This window comes from Exiguobacterium sp. s191, from assembly GCF_018618955.1.
In the GTDB taxonomy this organism is placed as follows: Bacteria; Bacillota; Bacilli; order Exiguobacteriales; family Exiguobacteriaceae; genus Exiguobacterium_A; species Exiguobacterium_A abrahamii.
This window is the reverse complement of the sequence record NZ_JACSNC010000001.1, coordinates 834,076-857,511: the sequence shown is the minus strand read 5'-3', so window position 1 is coordinate 857,511 and position 23,436 is coordinate 834,076. Positions and strand designations below refer to the sequence as shown.

Annotated in this window: 27 protein-coding genes; 13 read left to right on the top strand and 14 right to left on the bottom strand. The window is 48.9% G+C overall.

Going from position 1 to position 23,436, the window contains the following annotated elements:
- Position 1: 1 nt before the first annotated feature.
- Both KNQ09_RS04530 and KNQ09_RS04525 read right to left on the bottom strand, forming a co-directional pair.
- The gene (locus KNQ09_RS04530; RefSeq protein WP_251138090.1) at positions 2–724 is read right to left on the bottom strand and encodes a glycerophosphodiester phosphodiesterase; all 723 of its coding nucleotides are present in this window, start codon (positions 722–724) and stop codon (positions 2–4) included.
- The gene (locus KNQ09_RS04525) at positions 724–2,202 is read right to left on the bottom strand and encodes a carboxypeptidase M32 (RefSeq protein WP_214857612.1); all 1,479 of its coding nucleotides are present in this window, start codon (positions 2,200–2,202) and stop codon (positions 724–726) included. The genes KNQ09_RS04530 and KNQ09_RS04525 overlap by 1 nt, the downstream gene beginning before the upstream one ends.
- A gap of 145 nt (positions 2,203–2,347) precedes the next feature.
- Between KNQ09_RS04525 and KNQ09_RS04520 the strand changes: the two genes are divergently transcribed.
- On the top strand, positions 2,348–2,977 hold the full coding sequence (locus KNQ09_RS04520; RefSeq protein ID WP_023468282.1) for a Lipopolysaccharide core heptose (II) kinase: 630 nt from the start codon (positions 2,348–2,350) through the stop codon (positions 2,975–2,977).
- A 141-nt stretch (positions 2,978–3,118) separates the two neighbouring features.
- Here KNQ09_RS04520 and KNQ09_RS04515 read toward each other — a convergent pair whose 3' ends face one another.
- Both KNQ09_RS04515 and KNQ09_RS04510 read right to left on the bottom strand, forming a co-directional pair.
- Positions 3,119–3,781: a hypothetical protein gene (locus KNQ09_RS04515; RefSeq protein ID WP_214857610.1), complete on the bottom strand. Its 663-nt coding sequence runs from the start codon at positions 3,779–3,781 to the stop codon at positions 3,119–3,121.
- 110 nt (positions 3,782–3,891) lie between these two features.
- A complete protein-coding gene (locus tag KNQ09_RS04510; RefSeq protein WP_064300965.1) occupies positions 3,892–5,184 on the bottom strand; it encodes a globin-coupled sensor protein in 1,293 nt (430 codons plus the stop codon).
- A gap of 250 nt (positions 5,185–5,434) precedes the next feature.
- Between KNQ09_RS04510 and KNQ09_RS04505 the strand changes: the two genes are divergently transcribed.
- Positions 5,435–7,693: a putative bifunctional diguanylate cyclase/phosphodiesterase gene (locus tag KNQ09_RS04505; RefSeq protein ID WP_214857608.1), complete on the top strand. Its 2,259-nt coding sequence runs from the start codon at positions 5,435–5,437 to the stop codon at positions 7,691–7,693.
- Between the two features lie 53 nt (positions 7,694–7,746).
- On the opposite strand, the gene KNQ09_RS04500 is transcribed toward KNQ09_RS04505, so the two are convergent.
- Positions 7,747–9,048, bottom strand: a complete 1,302-nt coding sequence (locus KNQ09_RS04500; protein WP_047395248.1) for a hemolysin family protein — start codon at positions 9,046–9,048, stop codon at positions 7,747–7,749.
- Positions 9,049–9,330: 282 nt separating this feature from the next.
- On the opposite strand from KNQ09_RS04500, the gene KNQ09_RS04495 reads away from it, so the two are divergent.
- The 3 genes from KNQ09_RS04495 to KNQ09_RS04485 all read left to right on the top strand — a co-directional run bounded on the left by KNQ09_RS04495 (position 9,331) and on the right by KNQ09_RS04485 (position 12,293).
- Positions 9,331–10,383: a YrzE family protein gene (locus tag KNQ09_RS04495; protein ID WP_050677910.1), complete on the top strand. Its 1,053-nt coding sequence runs from the start codon at positions 9,331–9,333 to the stop codon at positions 10,381–10,383.
- A 117-nt stretch (positions 10,384–10,500) separates the two neighbouring features.
- Positions 10,501–11,094, top strand: a complete 594-nt coding sequence (locus tag KNQ09_RS04490; RefSeq protein WP_231884734.1) for a TetR/AcrR family transcriptional regulator — start codon at positions 10,501–10,503, stop codon at positions 11,092–11,094.
- 17 nt (positions 11,095–11,111) lie between these two features.
- Positions 11,112–12,293 (top strand): MFS transporter, encoded by a 1,182-nt coding sequence (locus tag KNQ09_RS04485; protein WP_058265930.1) that lies wholly within the window; start codon positions 11,112–11,114, stop codon positions 12,291–12,293.
- Between the two features lie 39 nt (positions 12,294–12,332).
- Here the strand turns inward: KNQ09_RS04485 and KNQ09_RS04480 are convergent, their stop codons facing one another.
- The 4 genes from KNQ09_RS04480 to KNQ09_RS04465 all read right to left on the bottom strand — a co-directional run bounded on the left by KNQ09_RS04480 (position 12,333) and on the right by KNQ09_RS04465 (position 15,127).
- A complete protein-coding gene (locus KNQ09_RS04480; protein WP_214857606.1) occupies positions 12,333–12,938 on the bottom strand; it encodes an HAD-IA family hydrolase in 606 nt (201 codons plus the stop codon).
- The gene (locus tag KNQ09_RS04475) at positions 12,910–13,821 is read right to left on the bottom strand and encodes a PhzF family phenazine biosynthesis protein (protein ID WP_214857604.1); all 912 of its coding nucleotides are present in this window, start codon (positions 13,819–13,821) and stop codon (positions 12,910–12,912) included. Before KNQ09_RS04475 ends, KNQ09_RS04480 begins: the two co-directional genes overlap by 29 nt.
- Entirely contained in the window at positions 13,818–14,795 is a 978-nt protein-coding gene (locus KNQ09_RS04470; protein ID WP_214857602.1) for a flavin monoamine oxidase family protein, read from the bottom strand. Before KNQ09_RS04470 ends, KNQ09_RS04475 begins: the two co-directional genes overlap by 4 nt.
- Positions 14,796–14,950: 155 nt before the next feature.
- Positions 14,951–15,127, bottom strand: coding sequence for a hypothetical protein (locus tag KNQ09_RS04465; RefSeq protein WP_169738094.1), 177 nt, complete (start codon positions 15,125–15,127; stop codon positions 14,951–14,953).
- Positions 15,128–15,340: 213 nt separating this feature from the next.
- Here KNQ09_RS04465 and KNQ09_RS04460 point away from each other — a divergent pair, with 213 nt between their 5' ends.
- From KNQ09_RS04460 to KNQ09_RS04450, 3 genes are all read left to right on the top strand, one after another.
- Positions 15,341–15,622: a hypothetical protein gene (locus KNQ09_RS04460; protein WP_214857600.1), complete on the top strand. Its 282-nt coding sequence runs from the start codon at positions 15,341–15,343 to the stop codon at positions 15,620–15,622.
- A 171-nt stretch (positions 15,623–15,793) separates the two neighbouring features.
- On the top strand, positions 15,794–16,003 hold the full coding sequence (locus tag KNQ09_RS04455; protein WP_064300959.1) for a helix-turn-helix transcriptional regulator: 210 nt from the start codon (positions 15,794–15,796) through the stop codon (positions 16,001–16,003).
- Positions 16,000–16,461 carry a DUF2178 domain-containing protein gene (locus KNQ09_RS04450; protein WP_064300958.1) on the top strand — a complete coding sequence of 154 codons (462 nt, stop codon included), beginning with the start codon at positions 16,000–16,002 and terminating at the stop codon, positions 16,459–16,461. Before KNQ09_RS04455 ends, KNQ09_RS04450 begins: the two co-directional genes overlap by 4 nt.
- On the opposite strand, the gene KNQ09_RS04445 is transcribed toward KNQ09_RS04450, so the two are convergent.
- Entirely contained in the window at positions 16,458–16,874 is a 417-nt protein-coding gene (locus KNQ09_RS04445; protein WP_064300957.1) for a GNAT family N-acetyltransferase, read from the bottom strand. The genes KNQ09_RS04450 and KNQ09_RS04445 overlap by 4 nt on opposite strands.
- A gap of 79 nt (positions 16,875–16,953) precedes the next feature.
- Between KNQ09_RS04445 and KNQ09_RS04440 the strand changes: the two genes are divergently transcribed.
- Both KNQ09_RS04440 and KNQ09_RS04435 read left to right on the top strand, forming a co-directional pair.
- Entirely contained in the window at positions 16,954–17,484 is a 531-nt protein-coding gene (locus tag KNQ09_RS04440; protein WP_064300956.1) for a GNAT family N-acetyltransferase, read from the top strand.
- Positions 17,481–18,266 (top strand): endonuclease/exonuclease/phosphatase family protein, encoded by a 786-nt coding sequence (locus KNQ09_RS04435; protein ID WP_064300955.1) that lies wholly within the window; start codon positions 17,481–17,483, stop codon positions 18,264–18,266. The genes KNQ09_RS04440 and KNQ09_RS04435 overlap by 4 nt, the downstream gene beginning before the upstream one ends.
- Before the next feature lie 40 nt (positions 18,267–18,306).
- Here the strand turns inward: KNQ09_RS04435 and KNQ09_RS04430 are convergent, their stop codons facing one another.
- The 3 genes from KNQ09_RS04430 to KNQ09_RS04420 form a co-directional block, all read right to left on the bottom strand.
- Positions 18,307–18,792, bottom strand: a complete 486-nt coding sequence (locus KNQ09_RS04430) for a YusW family protein (RefSeq protein WP_230088549.1) — start codon at positions 18,790–18,792, stop codon at positions 18,307–18,309.
- Complete coding sequence (locus tag KNQ09_RS04425) at positions 18,789–19,406, bottom strand: flavodoxin family protein (RefSeq protein ID WP_055968026.1); 618 nt, start codon at positions 19,404–19,406, stop codon at positions 18,789–18,791. Before KNQ09_RS04425 ends, KNQ09_RS04430 begins: the two co-directional genes overlap by 4 nt.
- Positions 19,407–19,560: 154 nt before the next feature.
- Positions 19,561–20,040: a GNAT family N-acetyltransferase gene (locus KNQ09_RS04420; RefSeq protein WP_214857598.1), complete on the bottom strand. Its 480-nt coding sequence runs from the start codon at positions 20,038–20,040 to the stop codon at positions 19,561–19,563.
- A gap of 121 nt (positions 20,041–20,161) precedes the next feature.
- Between KNQ09_RS04420 and KNQ09_RS04415 the strand changes: the two genes are divergently transcribed.
- Entirely contained in the window at positions 20,162–20,608 is a 447-nt protein-coding gene (locus KNQ09_RS04415; protein ID WP_023468262.1) for a MarR family winged helix-turn-helix transcriptional regulator, read from the top strand.
- Between the two features lie 36 nt (positions 20,609–20,644).
- Complete coding sequence (locus tag KNQ09_RS04410) at positions 20,645–21,913, top strand: NAD(P)-binding domain-containing protein (protein ID WP_214857597.1); 1,269 nt, start codon at positions 20,645–20,647, stop codon at positions 21,911–21,913.
- 19 nt (positions 21,914–21,932) lie between these two features.
- Here KNQ09_RS04410 and KNQ09_RS04405 read toward each other — a convergent pair whose 3' ends face one another.
- A complete protein-coding gene (locus KNQ09_RS04405; protein ID WP_214857595.1) occupies positions 21,933–22,373 on the bottom strand; it encodes a VOC family protein in 441 nt (146 codons plus the stop codon).
- Between the two features lie 151 nt (positions 22,374–22,524).
- On the opposite strand from KNQ09_RS04405, the gene KNQ09_RS04400 reads away from it, so the two are divergent.
- On the top strand, positions 22,525–23,271 hold the full coding sequence (locus KNQ09_RS04400; RefSeq protein ID WP_214857593.1) for a bacteriorhodopsin: 747 nt from the start codon (positions 22,525–22,527) through the stop codon (positions 23,269–23,271).
- Positions 23,272–23,436: the final 165 nt, after the last annotated feature.

The following is a 23,436-nucleotide window of genomic DNA, read 5'->3' as shown; positions in this document are numbered from 1 at the left end:
CTCATCCTTCGAGTGTATCGCGCATCCCTTTTGGATCATTAACGATGACGGCGTCGACGCCGATCCGCTGCATCTGCCGGACATCCTCGACCGTCTTCGGAGTATAAACCCGGACCGTGACATCTTGCGCGTGAGCGAACGCGACGTCCGCTTCCGTCACCCGTCGATAATCGGGATGGATACCGGTCGCACCAATTCGGAGGGCTTGTTCTTCCGGATGATAGATCGGATACGGATAGAGAATCGCCGTCTCAACGCTTGGGTCGAGCTTCCGGATCAAGGCAACCGAATAATGATTGAACGAACTGAATAACAGCCGGTCGGTCGCGATGCCATGCGCCGCGCAACGTTCGAGGACATACGCCTCGATACCGTCATACCGGATCGTATCCGTCTTCAGCTCGATGTTGAGCAGGAGCGTCGCTGGTGCGAGGATTGCGAGGACTTCGTCAAGCGTCGGAATCTTCGTCTTGATCGGTTCCCCTTTGAATCGTGCTCCAGCATCCAGCGCCTGCAATTCGGCTACCGTCATGTCGATGACGCGCCCCTTCCCGTTCGTCGTCCGGTTGACGGTCTCATCGTGAATGATGACACCGACACCGTCCTTTGAGAAATGGACATCGAATTCGACCCCATCGACGTCGTCTTCAATCGCAGCAGCGATGGCTTCGAGCGTGTTCTCCGGAAAACGGTCACTGACGCCGCGGTGTGCAAACCACAACATCAGAGTGCCTCGACGACACGCGTGTATTTCTTCGTCAAGTAGTTGACGAGTGGTGCGACAGAGATCGATTGACCCGTTGCTGCTTCGATCAGTTCAGCCGGTGTCTTCGATTTCCCGTGACGGTGGATGTTTTCTTTCAACCAGCCTTTGATTGGAGCGAGTGTTCCCGCTGCGATCAGACCATCGACGTTATCGACGTCACGACGAAGCGCTTCGTTCAGCTGTGCCGCATAGACGAGACCGAGCGCGTAACTTGGGAAGTAACCGAACGAGCCACCTGACCAATGGACGTCCTGTAAGACGCCTTTTGCATCACTCGGCACATCCACACCGAGATACTCTTTATAGAGACGGTTCCATTCTTGCGGAAGATCCTTGACTTCGAGCTCTTTCGTCATCAAGCGTTTTTCCAGCTCATAGCGGATGATGATATGAAGCGCATACGTCAATTCATCGGCTTCGATCCGAATCAGTGACGGTTTGACTTCATTGACCGCGGCATAGAAGCGTTCGAACGGAACGTCAGCCAGTGACGGAATCGCTTGTTGTAAGCCATGATAACGTGCGTCGAGGAAACCTTGGTTGCGTCCGATGAAGTTCTCAAAGAACAGTGATTGTGATTCGTGAATCCCCATCGAAGCCCCGTCACCAAGACCGAGTGAATCGAGTTCCGGTTCGATCCCTTGCTCATACGTCGCGTGTCCGGCTTCATGCATCGTGCCGAAGACAGAGTTCCGGTAGTCGTTCTCATCGTATTTCGTCGTGATGCGTGCGTCCTTCCGGTTGATTGTCGTCTGGAACGGATGGACCGTCTCATCTAAGCGACCAGACGTGAAGTCATAGCCGATATCGCGGAGCCATTCTTGGTTCAAGGCGATCTGTGTCTCGCGGTCCGCTGACCAATCAAGCGTCGGGAAGTCTTTTCCTTCAAGCTGACCGAGCAAACCGATGATCGCATGACGGAGTTCAGCGAACAACGGATCAAGTGTCGCGACCGTCATCCCCGGCTCATAGTCATGGAGCAGTGCGTCATATGGGTGCGCGTCATAGCCCCAATACTCGACGAACTGGCGCTCCATCGCGACGATTTTCTCGAGGTATGGTTCGAACATCGACCAATCGTTCGCGTCCTTCGCCTTTTCCCAGACGCTCTCTGCCTCAGAGATCAACGTGATGAATGTTTGGTACTCGGCTTCTGGAATCTTCGAGTCGCGATCGAATGCTTCTTTTGCTTTTGCGAACGAGATCGCTTCGATGCCCGTCAGCGTCTCTTGCTCCATCGCTGCCAGTAATTGTTGGTATGTTTCGCCTGTCCGGCGACGGAAGCTCTCCGTCGAGAGGAATCCGATCGACGCGGAACGGTTTGCTGCGCCTTGATCCGGCATGTATGTCCGCATGTCCCAGTAAAGTAATGCGACGGCTTCTTCGTATGCGCGAAGACCATCGAAATGGTCGCGCCATTGTTGTGTCGTTGACATGATTAAAAACCCCCTTAAAGTATGTAACAGTGTAGCATTTTTAGCATATCACATAATGTTCAAAACTTTCACACACAAGCGATTTTTGAAACTTTTCCTGTCAGATGAGCGTATAATGGGTATAAGAAATGAAGGAGGAAAGGAAGTGACACCATTGAAAACTGACGCTGAGTTAGCGCAATTGATCCAATTGAAAGAAACAGGCTTCGTTTGTACGATCGAGCATCTTCCGAGTGAACTTGACTTAATCGGGACAGGACGAAGTGCGTTCGTCTTTCGCATCCGCGGTACGGATCGCGTCATCAAGAAATTTTACCCGTCGTTTCGAACGCTCGCTGATCTCGAAGGGAGCATCTACGCACAGTTGACTGATTTTCCGACGTATGCGCAAGTCTACGAATACGGTGCCGATTATATCGTGCTTGAATACATTGAAGGTCAAACGTTATTCGAATGTCTCGTCAGCGGGACGTTCATCCCGGAATCCGTCTTAACGACAGTCGATACGGCTTTAGCACAAGCACGATCCGTCGGTTTGAACCCATCAGACATCCATTTACGCAATATCCTTTTGACCGCTAACGGAACACGGATCATCGACGTCGCTCGGTTCCGTCAAACGGAACCGTGTACACAATGGGATGATTTGAAGAAGGCATATCATTATGTATATGCAAAACCGTTCTTCCCGAAAAAGTTGAGCGAGACGTTCCTCAATACGATTGCCGACGTCTATAAGGGACGGTTGTTCGAATCGATCCGTAAGACCGGTTAACGAAAAGGCGCGCTGGATCTCTACAAAAGAGAATCAGCGCGCTTTTTCGTATGTATTCATGTAATCATTAGGCGAACGACCTATCTTGGTATTTTTTTCGCTTAAACCCTTTAAATCGTTATTACGGTCAGTGAAATAAAATCATTTCGAATAAACAAGTCGAAAGACAATCATACTGGCGACGGCTAAGAGACGTTCATTCGTGTCACAGTCAAAGACGAGTTGCGCCCCGTGTCGTGACCCCGTCGCGATGCAGTCCCCATTTTGATAGACGTTGATCGTTCTCTTGACCGTCGAGGACCGAATCTGATACTCCTGATCGGCATACGAGACAAGTAAGACTTCTTGCAGCTGCAGTTGCTGACGCAGTGCCGCATCGGTGCGAATCGTTCCGACATCGCGTCCATCTTTGCGAATCACAAAATGTGTCGTATTGCGAAGCCACTCCGTCTTCGTCTCTTTAATTTGTAATTTTTCCCCGTCTCCTTCGAACGTCACGTCGAGAAAAAATGATTCGAACTTTTCGAAGCGCACAAGGATTGCCTGCCACCACGTGGCGTAACGACGTGAGAACGTCAGCCATCGTTCATGCGCGAGAAAGACCGTATTCGTCTTTCGGCTCGCCCGATCTGCCAAGCGAACGGATATCCCCTCTTCTACTCCCCGATAACGTAAATCGCGCCGGATTTGCCACCATTCAATCCCGCCGGTCAAGAAAGCGACACCCATTAAACCGAGTAAGGCATAGAACTCCCGTGGAGCGAGGTCACCTGCTATCACGTAATTTCCTACAAAAGCGATCATACATACAAAAATCAATCCAAGACTTTTCATCATGAATCCTTCACACCTCCACTTTCATTTTTCCATAAAACGACAAAAAATCCTCCTTTCCCGTAGAAAGGAGGGATCACTTATAAGGTTGCTGCGACTTCTTGTAAGTCATCCGCTGTCTCAGCAATCGCTTCTGCAATCTTACGCATGCCTTCGATCGTTCCGGCGACATCCTTCGTATCGGTCGATAGTTCATGAATTTGCCGCGAGACCGCATCCGTCTGTTCCGAAATCCGTGAGAAGGCACGGACGACTTGTTGCATCTCCGTCGTCGTTCGGACGACCGCCGTCTCCGTCGTTCCCATCCGCTCTGAGACGACGAGCATCTTTTGCGTGATTTCTTGGGCGATCCGCGACGTCTCGGCTGCCGACTGTTTACTCTCTTCAGCGAGTTTCCGAATTTCTTGCGCCACGACGGTAAATCCGCGCCCCATCTCCCCGGCACGCGCCGCTTCGATCGAGGCGTTCAAGCTGAGAAGATTCGTCTGATCAGAAATCGTCGTCACCATCCCGGCGATTCGCTCGATTTCCTGCGACAGACGAGACAGTTCAGCGACTTGTTCGGTCGTCCGTGATAAATCTGCAACGACATGTTCAAAGCGACGTGTCTCCTCTTCGACGAGGACGACACCTGCTTCTGCTTCACTGACCGCTTCCGTCAACTGGATCGAAATTGCGTCTGTCGTCGTCGAGACGTGTTTGGCGTGCCGTTCAATCTCCTGGAAGTTCGCTGACGACTCTTCACTCATCGCAGCAAGTTCTTCCGTGGATTTTTGAACGCCATCTCCGACGTGCCGTTTGGCTGTCGCGATCGCTTGGCGCTCCTCATCGATTTGATCCTCATACATCGTCATGACGATTTGTTGCTCAAGGTTGAAGAGTTTCCCCGCTGCCCGCATGATCCGGACACGTTCTGCTTCCGGCCAATCACTGCCGTCAATCTGTTCACTGAGGACGTTCCAGACTTTTTGGAAGGCGGCGATATACCATTTATTATGCAGCCCGATTTGAACATGCCGTTCAGCGATCCGGCGCCGGGCTTCGATGTAGTCCATCGTCACCTGACCATCGAACATTTGTAGGATGTGCCGAGCGAGAGTGCCTTTCAATCGTTCGAGCGTCGAATGCTGTTCAATCAAATGCCGGAGTGACGGAACACGAACCAGCTCCTCGTAGAACGCGTCGACCATGCTCGGCATCCAACGGGATACATCTTCGCGGATGACCCGGACAATTTGTAAATCGACTGCTTCTAGACCGATTAAACGTAATTGTTCATGTAAGGATGTCGGAACATTCAACACGACATGAGCGCGTTCGCCTTCGATGCGCGCATCGAAGGACGGTGATGCTGATTTCGCGAACCATTTCATATGCTTCTCTCCCTCATTCATAGATGGACTTCATTTTCTTTATCGTCACCTATAATTGACATTTGAATGGCTATCATTCGAAAATCCAAAATTTTCATATGGAATTTCCCGTCATGAATGGTACTTTTGATGTGCGACACTCGCCCATTTCCTCAAGCATTCTAGGTAAGCACCCTTCAAAAAATGGAAAATTTGACCGATATCTATATAACACTTCTTGCTTTTTAACTTAAGGAGGTCCGTTCAACTCATGTGGCGTTACTTCTCTTTCATCGTCTTTCCTGTATTCCTGGTTTTCTATGGTTGGATTCGTTTTGGACCTGCTGAAGAGTGGGCACACTTGATTGGAATCAACGTCTTTCATATGATGGCGGGTCTGATTGCCGCCTATTGGATGATTCGCGCACGCATTGAACAGCGCAATCCACACCTCCGTTTTCTAAGTTTCTTGTTCGCGGGTCTTCTATTACACGTCCTCGGGAATGGTCTATGGCTGTTCCTTCAATTGGCAGACGGACGGGTCGATGCACCGATTGCCTCAACCATTCTTTGGTGTTCGTCTTATTTCAGCTATGTCTTAGCGCTAATCACGAAGATGCGTAGCATCGGATTGAACTTCACGAATAAGAACTACATCTTCAATTTAGTCGTGTTCATGACGACGGCTTTCGTCATGAGCGACTATTATTTATTGCAACCCTATTTTGAGATCCTGAATCCCTCGCTCGAGCGAACGATCTCCACCTTCGGATTTCTCATTGCTGATGTGTTACTCCTCTTTTTCAGTGCGATTTTGTACTACCATGTTCGTTATAACCAAGGAAAACCGCATCACCGTTTTCTCGTCGTTGGTTTTTTGTTTCAAGTGTGCGGTGATGTCATGCTTACCGTCTTTACGTTTAACAACAGTCCGTTTCTCGAACATCTCGTCGATGTTTTCTGGGTCATCGCGCTTCTGTCCATCGGATGGAGTGGTCATTTAGAAGGAAGACAGCATCCGCAACAAGAACGACTCTTTCGTTCTCAGCGAACGGTAACGGAACGCGATTTCATCTTGCCTTATGTCAGCATCGGTTTACTGACAGGGTTCGTCTTATCGACTTATGACTGGTACCTCAATATTCTATCGAGCGGTTGGCTGCTCTTGTTCTCTCTTGTTCTCGGTCGGCAAATCTTTACGTTACGTAGCAACAATCGATTGCTAAACGAAGTCTCATTCATCGCTTACCACGATTCGCTGACACAGCTCGCGAATCGCCAACACTTCATCGAACGGCTTACGAACGACTTACCGCGTTCTTTTGCGGCCGTCTCGCTTGATTTACATCGTTTGACGATCGTCAATGATACGATGGGGCATGCGACGGGAGATCGTGTGTTGGTCGAGACCGCGAATCGACTTCGGCTGTTGCGTCACGATGACCTGGAAATCTACCGAATCGGTGGGGATGAGTTCGCGCTCATCCTTCCATACGCGACAAATGATTCGTTGACCGCTTTTGAACAGGCTTTATTACACCAATTCGAGCGCCCGTTCCGAATTCGCGGATATTCGATTCAAGTCACCATCCATGCTGGTAGTTGTCTCGTAGAAGACACTTCCTTGCACCAGGACATTCTTCCTTGTCTTGATACGGCACTTCTTCAAGCGAAACAACAAGGACCGATGCACTGCGTCCGGTATGATGAACGACTCCACCAATGGTTCAATCGGAAGATCCAGCTAGAAATGGATATGCCGGCAGCGATCGAGAACGATCAATTCCAACTGGTCTATCAGCCAAAAGTCGATCTGAAGACGAACCGTCCGATCGGTATGGAAGCACTCGTTCGCTGGCATCATCCAGTCTTTGGTTTGATTTCTCCCGTCGAATTCATCTCGATCGCTGAAGAGAGCGGTCATATCATCGCTCTCGGACGCTGGATTCTAAAGACGGCATGCCGCAGAACATTTGACTGGCATGAGCAAGGCTATCCGCTAATCGTCGCCGTCAACATCTCCGTTCCCCAGTTCAAGGATCAACATTTCCTAAACATGATTGAAGAGACCTTGTCTGAGACGAACTTATCTCCAGCTTATCTGGAACTCGAAATTACCGAGAGCGTCTTACAAGACGTCACAGATAGCAGCAAGATGTTACATTCGTTGCGCGATCAGGGAATTCACTGTGCCATCGATGACTTCGGAACCGGTTTCTCTTCTTTATCCATCCTGCATCAACTGCCAGTTCATGCGCTGAAGATTGATAAATCATTCGTAGACGATTGTCCGGAAACAACGGGTGGAGCTGCTTTACTCCCACATATCATCGCAATGGGACAAACGATTGGTCTGACGATGATCGCAGAAGGTGTCGAAAACGAGGCGCAGCACTTGTATCTTAAATCCGTCGGCTGTCACATCGGTCAGGGGTATTACTATGCTCGTCCTTTATCGGAAGAAGCTTTTTCTCTGTATTTGAAGGAACTGTTACCGTCAACCGAATCCAATCTCCCCTCCGCTCAATAAAGAAGACCCGTCTGTTTAGTAGATTGAACTACTAAGCAAAACGGGTCTTTCTGTTAGCTTGACGGCAAGGTCAACTTGACATCCTGAATCTGATATTGGGCAGAACGCAAGATCTCAAGCGTAAACGCCTCATCTGTGACGATCGTTCCCTCTTCAAAAGCAGCCGTCCGTGATTGGATATATCCACCGATCGTGTCGACCGCCTCTGCTTCAGTGAATCGAAGACCAAATCGTTCTTCGATTTCAACTAATAGGACAGTACCCGCTAAGCGGTACGAGCCGTCCGGTAACTGTTCGATCTCGGCTTGCTCCGCTTCATCGAATTCATCACGGATATCACCGACGATTTCCTCCAAAATATCCTCCATCGTGATCAAACCGGATGTCCCACCATACTCGTCGATGACGAGAGCGATGTGTGACCTTGTCTGCTTCATCTTCAAGAGTGTTTCTTGCAGCGGTGTCAATTCCGAAACGACCGGCAACGGTTTAAGGAACGATGCAAGTTCTCGTTCGTCTTGTACCGCGTGATGGGCGAGCACTTCCTTGACGTTGATATAACCACTAATCCGGTCCTTATCCGTTCCTTCACTGACCGGGTAACGTGTATACGGATTGTCAGACATCGTCTGTAATAGATTTTCCCAACTCATCTCGTCCGAAATGACCATCATGTTCATCCGTGGCACCATGATGTCACGTGTGACACGCTCATCAAACGCAAAGACGTTTTGCATCAAGGCGAGTTCCGATTGATTGATCTCACCACTTTGAAAACTTTGAGCCATGATGATCTTCAACTCTTCTTCGGAATGGGCTTGTTCGTGACCGGCTGGTTTCACACCGAACATCCGCAAGAGGACACGGGCCGAACCGTTCATGATCCAGATGAATGGATACATGACTTTTCCGAATACATAGAGTGACGGCGCCAGTAATAACGTCATCCGTTCCGCATACTGGATCGCGAGCGTCTTCGGTGCGAGTTCTCCGATGACGACGTGGAGAAACGTGACGAAGATGAAAGCGATACTGTATGAGAGAAGCGTTGAGAGCGCAACGGCGACACCGAGTTCATCAAAGACCGGTGTCAACAATTTCTCGACGGTCGGTTTTCCGAGTGCACCAAGACCAAGTGCAGTGATCGTAATACCAAGCTGACAGGCCGACAAGTAATAATCCAGATCTCCTGCGACCTTCTTCGCAAGTACTGCTCCCTTTTTTCCTTCTTGCACCATCTGGTCGAGACGTGACATCCGGACTTTGACGACAGCAAATTCCGAACCGACGAAAAACGCAGTCAAACCAATCAATACGACGAGCAACAACAAATTCAGTGTTAAGACGATGTCCAACTTGTATCCCCCTAGAAGCGGGGGATCACCTCCTTTTGATTTTAAACTGTACAGTATAACGTGACACTTGATAAGAGTGTACGATGCTTTTTCTTCAAACGCAACCAATATCACTTCGTTGAAGTTCAGACGACCATTAATCATGTAACTGTAATACTAGGTTTCTCTTACTTATTTAGCGGTTATATAAGAGCTATGCGCGTAAGAAACTTGAGATGAAGCTTTTACATTCATGAACATCTCAAACTTGAAAGACCAATTTGGGGAGAGGTAGTGCTTAGTATGGAAAAAACAAACAGAGGCTTTTCGTCGCATTTCCGAGCGGAAGCGGACGGAGCAGGTCGTAACATCTCATGGAGCTCGATTTTTGCAGGTGTGGTATCATTTCTATCTTTATTGATCTTATTTAGTTTAATCGGTTCAGCAATCGGACTCGGCGTCACGGACGTCACGTCGAATAACCCATTCGATGGTGTCGGAACTGGCTTGATCATCTGGGCAATCCTTTCATTGCTCATCTCGCTGTTCGTTGCTGGATTCGTCTCCGGTGTGACGTCGGCACGTGCCGGTCTCGTCCACGGTTTCTTGACATGGTCGACGAGCGTCATCCTACTGTTCGCTCTCTTGACGTTCACGACGGTCAATACGTTACAATCGGTCGGCTCACTACTCGGTACGGTCGGTGGTGCGGCTGGTAACGGTATCGGATCCGTTGCTTCGACGGCGCAAGACGCTGCGACGAAAGGATTCGATTCGATTACAAAAAACGTGTCACAAGTTGATACAAAAGAACTTGAAGGGAACGTCGATGAAATCTTAAAAGATACGGACATCAAAGAATTGCAACCAGGTTACTTGCAGAACGAACTTGACGCTGTTCAAGAAGACGTCACGGCTGCTGGTAAGGAAGCGATCACGAAACCAGAGAACTTCGATACGATCGTCCAGGATCTCGGTGATTCGTTGACAGCACGAGCTGAAAAAATCGAGAAATCAGTCGATGAAGATAAAATCGCTGATGCTGTTGCGAAAAACACCGATTTGACAGGTGCTGAAGCGGAAGAAGCGACGCAAAATATCGTCGATGGTCTTAACACGGCAACAAAAGAAACGACGCAACAAATTGAGACTGCGAAACAAACGCTTGATGAAACATCCGCTGACCTCAAGAAAACGGTCCAAGATGTCCGCGAGCAAACAGAACAAGCGACACAAACGGCGTCAAAAGTTTCAATCTGGGCGTTCGTCGGACTGCTTCTGACTCTTATCTTCACGTCATTCGCAGGAATCGTCGGCTCACGCGTCGCAACACGCGGTCGTGTCATGAATAAATAATAATTCTTCCATAACTGATTCCGCCTTCGCGGAGTCAGTTTTTTTGTGCGGTAAGACAATCTGATTGACTACATTTGAAATTTGCTGTTACAGTGTTACCTAACGACCGTTAGGAAGGTGATTCATCTGAAAGCCCAACAATTGTTACAGACGAGCATCCATCATTTTGCTGCGCACGGCTATGAAGGGGCATCGTTGCAAGAGATCGCGACAGAGGTTGGCATAAAAAAGCCATCGATCTATGCGCACTATAAAGGGAAGGACGACCTGTTCCTGCAAGCGACGACGTACGCCTTGCAAGAACAAAAGCGCCGCTTTGCGACGTATTTCACGAGTACGCGGCAGCAGCCGCTTGAGCAATCGCTGCACGGCTTCTTCGATTGGTTCATTTCGGAACAGCAAGACGATATCCTGATGCGATTCATCCTTCGGGCTGCCTATTTTCCACCGGAGAAGCTCGAACAAGAAATGACGGACCGCTTCAATCCGTTTTTCGATTCACTGCACGATCTATTAACGCGATTACTACGCGAACGAGACCGAACGGAACAGATTCTCTATTCGACGGATTACAAAAGTGCCGCTCTCGCCTATCTGACGGTTGCGGAAGGTACGCTGACGGAACTCGTCTACAACGGTGTCGAAGCGTTTCACGCTCGACAGCAAGCTGTCTGGCCGATCGTCTGGCGCGGTATGTCAAAAACGATTTAATTCTATTGAGGTGAACTATGCAAAACAATACATTGATTTTAAGTACACTCCTGCTCAACTTATTCATCGCCTTTTTAGGCATTGGACTCGTCATTCCCGTCACACCGACGATCATGAACGAGTTGAACATCTCGGGAGCGACGGTCGGTTACATGGTTTCCGCCTTCGCCTTTGCGCAACTGATTCTGTCACCACTCGCGGGACGTGCCGTCGATAAGTACGGACGTAAACCGATGATCATCATCGGTTTGTTCATCTTCAGTATGTCCGAGCTCTTATTCGGTCTCGGTCAAAGCGTCGAAGTCCTGTTCGCGTCACGGATTCTCGGTGGTGTCAGTGCGGCTTTCATCATGCCAGCCGTCACGGCATTCATCGCTGATATCACGACGAACGAGACTCGTCCGAAAGCGCTCGGATATATGTCTGCTGCCATCTCGACCGGTTTCATCATCGGACCGGGTATCGGTGGGTTCCTCGCTGACCTTGGCTCGCGGACGCCGTTCTTCTTTGCTGCTGCGTTCGGTTTAACAGCGATGGTGTTATCCGTCTTTACGCTTAAGGAACCGGAACGTCATTACGAGACAACGACGGTCAAACAACAGACGGGTTTCCGGAAAGTCTTCAGTCCGCTCTATTTCATCGCTTTTCTTGTCCTATTGATCTCATCGTTCGGTCTCGCCTCGTTTGAGTCGTTGTTCGCCTTGTTCGTCGACCGGAAGTTCGGCTTCACGGCGAAGGACATTGCGCTTGCGATTTCTCTCGGTGCGATCGTCGGCGTCATCGTCCAAGTGGGACTGTTCGATCGTTTGACGCGCTGGTTCGGTGAGATTCGCTTGATTCGGTACAGCTTGATCGGTTCGACACTGCTCGTCGTCTTGATGACGTTCGTGACGAACTATCTCTCAATCATTCTCGTGACGATGGTCGTCTTCGTCGGTTTCGACTTGATGCGCCCCGCTGTCACGACCTATCTTTCGAAGATTGCCGGAAATGAACAGGGATTCGTCGGCGGAATGAACTCGATGTTTACGAGCATCGGCAACATTCTCGGACCGATCGTTGGTGGACTACTGTTTGACGTCAATTTGAACTATCCGTTTTATTTTGCGACAGTCATGCTCGCAGTCGGCATTTTACTGACGTATTTCTGGCGTGCACCACGCGCTGAAGCAACCGAAGCAGATCGATTGTCTTCTTAAAAAACAGCCCCGTTTCCATCACTGGAAGCGGGGCTGTTTTTATGTCAGTAACAATTCCTTTAATCGATTGATCGACGGTACGGTATACGTCGCAACGGTCTGACTTGTATGTTCGCTTATCAAACACGTCTTGATACCGGCACGATGTCCGGCTAAGACGTCGAGTTCCCGGTCTCCAATCATGATCGTCTCGTCTCGTGCCATCTGGTGCCGATCGATCAAGTACGTGACAGCTTCCGGATCCGGTTTTCGGGCGAATCCATCCGGTGCTGTCAACACGTCTTGAAAATGATGCGTCATCCCATGTTTTGCAAGCAACGCATGAATCGATGTTCCGCGATGGGTGACGATATGATGCGTCGCACCTCTCGTCGATAACGCCTCTAGCAGTTCACGGATTCCGAGAAACGGTTCAGACTGTTCTTGTTCGATGATCATCTTTTGTTGCTTGTAGTTCAGAATGAACGCTTCGGACACACCAAACGCCTCATACGTCGTTTTTGCCGAGATCGCCATCAGCTCTGCTACTTGCTCGCGTTCGACCGTTCGCCCCTCACGCTCGAGTAATTCCACGAACACATCGACTAACACCGGATACGTATCAAACAAGGTGCCGTCAAAATCCCAAATGAAATGTTTTAACATCTGCCTCTTCCTCTCCCACTCTCTTGACGCCGACAAAGACGGCTTGCCCGTCCATCTCGACTTTCCATTTGCTGTGATCAAGACCTTCGCCAGAAATACGGATTCCGACCTGACCGGGTCGACCCATCTCGTGTCCTTGTTCGACGATGATCGCAGTTTCCGTTTCAAGTGGCTGGATGAATTTTCGGTAGTAGACGCCCATCACACCACTCGCTGTTCCCGTAACCGGATCTTCGATGCTTCCTGCTCCCGTTGCTGAGAAGTGACGTCCGCGCATCGTCGCTTGTCGGTTATATGTATCGAGACAAATCGGATGAATCGAGGCTTGTGGGAAGTCGGTCAACACGGTGGCAAAGCGTTGGTTATCCGGCATCATCCGGTGGAAGTCCTCAAGTCGACGAATGGGGAGGATCAGTGTCCAGTTCCCAGTACTGCCGTATACGATTGGCCATCGGTCATCGAGATGTTTCAATTCGAGACCAATCGCGGCTAGAACTTGCTTTATGTCACCGTCAAACTGATGTAATCGAGGTCGTCCTTGTTGCAAGCGAAACATTCCGTTCGCTAAACGCATCACAGGCAAGATGCCTGACTTTGTCTCGATCTGACATGTTGGAGATAAACTAATTTTTGAATCGAGTGCCGTTAATGCAGCGATCGTACCATGACCGCATAAATCCATTTCCCGTTCCGGTGCAAAGTAGCGCATGCGGTAGTCCGCTTGGTCGGATGACAGGACGAACGTCGTCTCGGTAAAGCCATTCGTACGCGCGATTCGTTGCATTTCCGACTCAGTCAATTGATCGGCGTCTAAGACGACCCCAGCTGGATTACCGCTTCCTGGCGTCGATGTAAACACATCATAATGTAGCGTCTTGATCATTTTTTTACTCCTCTCTTTTCTAAATAGCGTTCAACGGATCGTATGGCCCCTTCTAAGTGTCCACCATGACTCGGATCGGTCTCTGTCCCAATCAGTGAAATCGCTGCATGCTCCACTCCGAGATTGATGGCATGATATGCCGGGAAATCCACGAGCGGTGCTGCATCGGCTCGTGTTGCTGTCCAACTATCCGTCGACCAGTCTTTATATGCCCAATCAATCGACTGACGCGCTTGTTCACCGAACAGACGAACCAGCTGCGCGAGTACGGTTTCCTTGATTTCCGCCTCGGTCAATAACTGTCGTTCACGTGCTTGTGTCCGGAAAAAACCGAACAACGCGCCCGGTCCGTCTTGTGGGGAAGCGTCATGAATCTCTTGCACCATCCCAGTCCAGCTGATTGCCTGACCGGACCAGCCTGAATCACGCCAAAACGGTTTCTCGTAAAGAATCAGACATTTCGCTTGTTGCGCCATCCAGGTCGGTAATGATTCGAGTTCATCCAGGACTGCTTCAGGTAAAGCTGGCACATACGATAGTCTTGCCGCTAGACGTGGTGGTAGTGCGAGGACGATCTCATCGAACGGTTGACTCTTCCTTCCTGAACTGATGACCCTCCGGTTCGTGACATCAATCTGACTGACGGGAGACTTGAGTCGAATCGTTCCCGGTCTGAGTCGTGCAGCAAGTGCCGTAGCAACGGAGCGGATTCCGTCACGAAGGCGAAGCGCCGTCGGTTGATTCGCAACCATATGTGACTCGATGCCGTCAGCCCGTTCAAGTCGAAGCGCACCCGTCGTATATTGTTCCAGTGTCGGTAAATCGAATCGATGGATCAAATCAACCATCAGTGGTTCGCTGTCCGGCCAAAACCAAGTCGGTCCAAGATCAAAGGCATATGCTTGTCCTGCTAAGTTGAAATCGACCGTCTCAATTCTCCCGCCGATTCGGTCGCGTGCTTCATAAATCGTCACGTCGTGTCCAAGCTACTGCATACGCGTCGCGAGATACAAACCACTGATTCCTGCTCCAATGATGGCAACGTTCATTTCACTTCATCCTCTCGATTTAAGATGCTTGTTTTAGTATACCGGAACACGCGAAAAAACAAGGACGAGACGTCCTTGCCTTAGGATGATTGCATTTGCTGCCAGTCGTCTTCTTCATAAATCGATTGAACCCATTCGATCGAAACATACAAGGATCGGGCAATCGCTTCGTCCGTTTTCCCCAGTTTTCGCAACAGATGGACGATCCGAATCCTTCGTTCGAGCTCCCGGTCATCCGGTATCAGTTCAGGCATCATCTTCTCTTCTCCTCTCCACTGAATCGGCGATGGCGTTTTCAACAGAATACCCGATAATTATCTGAATATTCCGATTGATGTGCAGAAGCGAGGATTTTTGATAAAGTTCAGGGATAGATAACAGAAAGGAATCCCTCGCTTTTTGTAGAAACATATTGAATAGGCTCAACAGTAGGATTTCTTGCGTCAACCAAACAGAATAGGAGCATGCATATGATTAAACGTAACGCACTATTTCGTCTGTCGATCGGCTTGCTGCTGATTGGTGTCTTTGGCGGTATCCTGTTAGATGCCATCGGCTTATTTCCGTACGCGACAGCTTACTTGTTGAGCATTCCAGTCGCTTCTCCTGACTCGGAATTTCTTTTAGGGTGGATCTTATCCGGTGTAACAATCGCAGGGCTGATTTCGCTTCCCTTGTCCTTACGTCGTCATCACACCATTACGACGTTCGCATGTCTTCTAGCTGTCATTATAACGCCGCATGTCATGTGATGTTCGCTGGTGACGCATCCCTTTAATAAGATAGAGCGAATGTCCATCGTGAACGACGACACCAATGCATCGAATCGACGCATTGGTTTTTTCACGTCTAAAAAGTAAAGTCCACTTTACAAAATGTAAAACAGACTTTACAATGTAAACAACTGGAAAGGAGGTCGTCAGATGCAACTGACGAACCATGTCCGCCTATATCGTCAACAGCATAAGTGGACACAAGAGCAGTTCGCTGAACGAATCGGCGTGACACGCCAGACCGTCATCTCGCTTGAAAAAGGAAGCTATACCCCATCGCTATTACTCGCGATGCAGATTGCCCGCGTCTTCGATCGACCGGTGGAGGAATTATTTCAATTAGAGGAGGATTCCAAATGAAACGTGTCGTCACTCAATCTTTACTTAATTGTTGTCTCTACTTTTTAGCTGCTTATCTCATTAGTGCGATTCATGCTAATCTGAAACTATTTCAAGATGATCCTGTATCCGGTACGGGCCTGTCGCTGGAATTAAATTTAATGGGCGTCATACCAGTCTTAATGATTTCAATCGCCCTTTCGATCGTCAGTTATTTTTTACGAGAAGACCGTTCGCGTTCATTTGCGACAGCAGAATTTTCCGACTCAGATGAACGTGAGGCACAAATCACCGGTAAAGCGACCCGCGCAGCGTACGTCGCTTTTATGATCAGCCTTCCTGTCCTGATGATTGCTTTCTTGTTTGAACAGCCGTTACTACAACTGTTTCCAGCGTTTCCGTTCTATGCGATCGCTCTCATTCTCTCGGTTGGAACACTCACGTATATGACGGCATGGATTGTCCATGTCCGTCGTTAAAGCCGCTTGACGAAGAAGTATTGAGTTTGTCCAATCGATGGATGATCGGTCAGTCGTCCATACTCTACATAACCATGCTTGCGGTAAAAGTCTGGTGCTTGAAAATCAAACGTGTCCAAAAGAATTTTCGTACACCTTGCTTCCTTCGCATATCCTTCGATTGCTTGCAGCAGGCGGGTTCCGACACCTGCCTGTCGTGCTGTATCGCTCACCCAAAGGAACTGGACATGAATGTGTTGCCAACCGTAAGACGCGGTAATTCCTCCGATGCATTCGCCCTTCTCGTTATATGCTGTAAAACAAAGTTCTTCCGATTGTTCATATAAGGCTTTAGGAACATGTTGCCGATTGTAGGCAATCAATTGCTCGCGGATGAATGTCCTATCTTCCTTCGTTCCAGTTTGAATTTTCATTTCTTCTCTCCTTAAATTTACAAATGATACCATCCCTGCCATAATGATAGCATATTCCATCTAGAACGGAGGATTACATATGCAGACGATGCACCACTCGTTCGATACACAACGGTACCAGATTCGACCGGCTCGACTCAGTGACGCTGAAGCCCTCGCCGAACTCCGCCAAACACTCGATGCGGAAACGGAATACTTCGACCGAATGCCTGGTGAGGACGTGATGACCGCGACGGATTTCGCAAATCAGTTACGCGATTCCTCGGTTCCGGATCGTATCCTCGTCGTCGAGCGCGATGGACGACTCATCGCCTACGCCCGATGTCGTGGTTTTCATTTAAAACGTTTCGCGCACAAGGCATCATTTGGACTCGGTGTACTTCAATCCGACTGGGGGCAAGGAATCGGTACCCAACTGCTGGAACGAATGATTGCTTGGGCAAAAGCGCAATCCCTGCAAAAAATTCAGCTCGAAGTCGTCGAGACGAACCTCGGCGCCATTCGCCTCTATCAGCGACATGGATTTCAAGAAGAAGGACGACTGCGTCATGACCGGTTATTATCGGACGGTTGCTTTTACGATACGGTGTTGATGGGCTTACAGCAATGAGTCTTTCATTGTCGATTGCGACATATAACATCTGGCATCACCCGCACAAACGACAAAAACGGTTCGAGGCGTTATGCGCGGAGATCAAGCAACACCAACCGGACGTTCTCCTTCTGCAAGAAGTCATGTCGACGTTTCATCCGGATGAACCATTCGTCTCGATCGCTGAGCACCTCGCAGAGGCGACCGGTTATCCGTATTGGATGATGGATCCTTATATGGATTCACCGGACGAAGGACTTGCCATTCTGACGAAATTGCCGTTTGAACGAACCGATTCGAGTGCCGCTGCGACAGCAAACATCAACCACCACTGTGCGATTCGGATCCCGTTTTCGATTGACGGTGTTCGTTTTGCCGTGACGAACATTCATTTCAATTGGCGTGCTTCAGACATCCGACTCGATCAACTTCGATTCGTCAACGAATGGATTGCCTCACAGACGAATGACACGACGATCGAGTTCTTAGGCGGTGACTTTAATGATGGTCCAAACTCTATTCTGCATCAAGCTGCGCTTAAGGAATGGGTCGATCTCGCCGGTAGTTTTGCCGCTCGTACAGGACAAATTGCCGCCGCGACGCTTGATTCCGTGACGAATCCGTACGTAAGGAAGAATGACGGCATCACAAGCCCCGTTCGATATGATTGGTTACTCTGTCAGCGTTCACTTTCACAGGTGACCTTACAGCACGTCCAGCTGATCGGAAATCATCGACTGCAGCATCACCTTGTACCGAGCGATCATTACGGTGTCCTCGCTCATGTGAAGCTACACTAAGACAACAGGTCTACACCCCTTACGGGCGCAGACCTGTTGTTTATTTTTTATATTCTTTTTCGGTTCCGTCTGAGAATTCGATTTCAACCTCTAAGCGAGAAGCATCCTGGATCGCAAACACACGTTCAACCTCACTGATGACCTCTTTTTCAGATGTATCCGCATCAATCTTTAAGTTCTTGAACTTCGCGTCGAGTTCCGTCATCGCGTCGTCTCCTTGCTTTTGCTCCCCTTTATAGCGATATTCCGCTTCCGTTCCGTCATTATCCCGATCATAACTAATATCAATGGCATCGTTATCCCCTTCAACGTCCGCTTCAATCGACAGACTGTTGAAGCCATAATCCGTGTCGGCATTTTTCGTAACCGTATCTTTGTCTTGCATCGTATCGTCGGTCGTGTTCGAATTCGTTGATCCTTCTTCAACCTTGTCCGTCGACGCTTCGTCGTTTCCGCAACCCGCAAGCATTAAACTCATCGCGAACAATGTGGCGACACCGTACCCTGTTAAACGTTGTTTTTTCATTCCATCACATTCCCTTCTGCTGGAATCGGATGTTCCTTTAACATCTTCGCAAAATGATATAGGTTAGCAGCTAAAAACTGTGCGTGTCGTTTCGTAAAGTCGTTGTTCCGTCCTGCTTCGATGTACGATGGTCCTGGTCCCGCTTCACCGACCCAGTAAGCATCGACGTTCGGCGGAATTGTAAAGCCGATATGCGACAGACCGTACAAGATGGAAGCAGACGCATGTTTAGCTCCATCTTCATTCCCCGTGACGATGACGCCACCGACCTTGTTGTAGTAGATTGCTTGTCCAAGATCGTTCGTCAGGCCGCTCCCTCCGTACAATCGTTCAATGACTTGCGTCGCAACACTACTTTTTTCACCCAACCAGAGCGGTGTTCCGATGACAACGATGTCCGCCCGCTTCACCTTTTCGAAAATCACGGGCCATTCATCCCCGTTGCCTTCGTCTTCCGTGACGCCGAACGCCACTTGGTGATCGACGATCCGGACAATTTCTGAAGTGACGTCCTCTTGTTTCCAATATGCAATCACGTCACGGATCAGCGCCTCCGTATTCGATGGTTCACGTGATGCTTTTAAGGTGCAGTTTAAAAATAAGGCGTGCAACATCCATCCATCCTCCTCCGTCATTTTAAGTAACATCATACGTCTTTAGTACTTTCCTTCTTCCATCGACGGATAAACTAAAAAACCCTCGCTTCAGCGAAGGCAGGTCATGCTAGAAGATTTGAAATGAACAATCAAGCGTGTAAACATCACTTCATTACCTGAGGTCATTTCGTCGCTCAAATAACAACGTGTCTCGCCAGACACCATGATGCTGTGCGATGGCACGTCGTCGACCGACTAGTTCGAATCCAAGTCGCTCATGCAGCCGTCTGCTTGCGATGTTTTCTGGGAACATGTGTGATTGAAGCGTCCAAATCCCATTGACGTCCGCATAGGTGATCAATGCCTCTAGTAAGAATCGTCCACCGCCGAGTCCTCGAGCGGAACGCTCTAGATATATACTGACTTCTCGTACGCCACGGTAGACATGACGTTCAGAAACACGTCCCAGTTTAGCCCAGCCAATCACTTTTCCACCTTGCTCTAGAACGAATCGTTCAGATTGCGTCAGCGTTGTCCACCACTCTTGCTCATGAATCATCGTTTCGAACGTCGCGTTCCCTTCTTCTACTCCTTGACAATAGATGGCTAACACAGTGCTACGATCTTCCTCTTCCATCGAACGAACAAGCATCCAATTCCCCCTTTCCTTATTTAAAATTGAATATGAGAAAATCATATATTTATTACTTGCAATTTGCAAGTTTATATCGTATAACTGATTCATAAGCAAAATAGAGAAAGGAGAGCTATACATGAATGAAACTCGTGAATTATTTCAAACGTTCACCCGGCGCTTCGGATTATTGAATAAGAATTGTTGTGCCGTCCTAGATGAAGAGATATCTCTCGTTCAAAGTCATCTGCTGTATCAGGTTGCCAAACATCCTGACTCCGCAATGCAAGAAATTGCTGACCAACTCGCTCTTGATATCACTACGTTCAGCAGACAAGTACAAACATTGATTAAGCGGGACCTACTCGTAAAGCGTCCCGCGATCAACGATCGGCGAATTCACCTACTTCGCCTGTCCGAGAAAGGATTACGTGTTGCTCAAGCCATTGACGAAGAGATGAACACGTATCTTGATTCCATCTTCTCATCAATGACTTCCTTCGAAAAAGCACATGTCCTCCAGGCAATCGACTTGCTGAACACGAAGATGGGCGAGAGTGACGTTTGCTGTAAACCATGTCTCTAATATTTGCAACTTACAAATAAAAAGGAGGTTTTATTCATGTCATACGCTTCTTCCCACCCCATCGTCATCATCGGTGCCGGTCCGATCGGTCTTGCAGCTGCAGCTCAACTTGTAGTGGAAGGTCAATCGTTTTTACTATTTGAGAAAGGTCCTTCGATTGCCCACCATATCAAACAATGGGAACACGTTCGGATGTTTTCGACGTGGCAATACAATATTAGTGACGCAGCACGTCACTTGCTCGAGCTGACGGACTGGATTGCACCAGCAAACGATACTGTGCCGACCGGAACTGAATTGATCAAACAATACCTTGCCCCACTTGCTGCATTACCGGAAATTGCTCCCTCTCTACATTTCCAACATGAGATTCTCTCGATCTCACGGGCAGGTCTAGACAAGATGACGAATGCCTCACGTGATGTAACACCGTTCGAATTAGTCATAGACACGCCGAACGGACGTAAACATATTCTCGCTCGCGCGGTCATCGATGCGTCTGGCGTCCTCGGGCGACCAAATCCTGCAATCAGTTCTGGTCATCGAGTCGAAATCGAGCAGAACTTACCTGTCCGGTATTCGATCGTAAATGCGAAACGTGATACTGTTGTTTTCGCTAATCAATCCGTAGCTGTCATCGGTAGCGGGCACTCGGCTTTGAACTCGCTCCTTGAACTCGTTTCCATTAAAGCGCACTACCCTGAAACGGAGATTCATTGGATTCTTCGCAAATCTGACCCCGTTCAAGCCTACGGCGGAGAAGATAAGGATGCACTAGAAGGTCGCGGGGCACTCGGTTCGCGTATCCGTCAGCTCGTTGAACGAGATCAGATTAGGGTTCACTCCAGTTTCAAGACCCAATCCATTGAATCGAAAGGAAAGTCGTTTGACATCACTGCTCAAGATGGTCGGTCTCTCCATCATATCGATCAGCTGATCGTCAACGCAGGAAGTCGACCCGACTTCTCGTTCCTTGAAGAAGTACGGCTTGATATTGATCCTGTGACCGAGAGTAGTCGAATACTTGCTCCTCTGATTGATCCGAACCTTCATAGTTGCGGAACTGTCCGTCCACATGGAGAAGCGGAGTTACGTCATCCAGATCTCGGACTTTATCTGGTCGGTGCAAAAAGTTACGGTCGTGCTCCGACCTTCCTGCTTGCGACCGGTTATGAACAAGTTCGATCAGTCGTTGCTTTTCTTGTCGGAGACGAGGCACGTGCCAAGCAGGTCAAGTTATCATTACCGGAGACGGGTGTGTGCAAAGTTTCCCTGTCACAATCATCGACTTCCTGTTGTTCTTAAAAATATACATCGGACCTGTCTAGACGGGTCCGATTTTTTCTGCCAACTCAATGATCACGCCTTCTGGTCCTCTTACGTAACATAGGCGATACTCATTTTCGTAATTCGCGACGTCGCCAATCGACTGATATCCATTGTCCGCTAAACGTTCGACGAGCGCAGCGAGTTCTGTTACTTCAAAACAGAGATGACGCAATCCAATCGCATGGACGGATTGGATTACGGAAGCTGTGTCGCGCGGGTGTTTGAACCGAACGAGTTCGAGCCATATCGGTTCACTTGGTAATCCGAGTGCAGCACACTCCGTCTCCGCTCCCTCTAGATTCAATAAACGATCGAGTAACTCTCCTTTCATCTCCCAACGTCCGCGTACTTCGAGACCACAAAGTGAAAAAAAGTAAATCGCTTCTTCTAGATTCAAGACGTTCAGGCTGATATGATCCGTTCGTTTAATCGACATACGTCACTCCTCCTCAAGTGTGTCAAAATGTTGTCAAACCGTTGATAGACCGCACATCAAGAGCGTTTCGACGTGGGGTCTGAAGTTTGTATCGTCAGTAAAATAAAAGTATGAAAGGTCGTGTCCACTTACGAAAAGGAGTCGAAACAACATGGAAGACGTTAACCTTCTCGTCCTTGCGACCCAGTACATGTTCTGGGTCGGATTCGTCGGAATGGCCGCCGGTACGCTTTATTTTCTCGTCGAACGAAATTCCCTTGCCCCGGAATACCGCTCAACCGCAACAGTCGCTGCTCTCGTCACGTTCGTCGCTGCGATTCATTACTATTTCATGAAGCAAGCTGTCGGGGAATCGGGTTTGTTGTCGGAGATCGATGGTTTTCCGACTGAAATCCGCTACATCGATTGGCTCGTGACGACGCCTCTCTTGCTGATCAAGTTTCCGCTGTTACTCGGTTTAAAAGGTGGGAAAGGGCGTTCCCTTCTGACGAAACTCGTCATCGCGGACATCATCATGATCATCGGTGGTTACATCGGAGAGTCGTCCATCAATCTAGCGGGTGGCTTCACGCAACTCGGTCTTTGGGCATACGTCGTCGGTTGTATCGCATGGTTTTATATCATTTATCTCTTGTTCACGAACGTCACGAAAGCCGCTGAAGATAAGCCTGCCCCGATTCGTAAAGCCTTGCTGCAGATGCGCTTGTTTATCTTGATCGGATGGGCGATCTATCCGGTCGGTTACGCGGTCACCTTGTTTGCACCCGGTATCGAAGTGCAACTCGTCCGCGAATTGATCTATAACTTCGCTGACTTGATCAACAAGGTCGGATTTGGTCTGATTGCCTTCTTCGCTGTCAAAACGATGTCTGCTACGAAAAATTTGAAATCGACTTAATCAAAAGGGGCTGACTCAAAAGTCAGTCTCTACAAAGATAAGGGTGGCAGAATAATGATCTGCCTCCCTTATTTAGTAACAAAAAGAATGACACGTCACACGCCACTCCTACAGGAACAAGCGCATTTATGCGCTGTCAGAGACGAACAAGACCCGCTTTCCTGC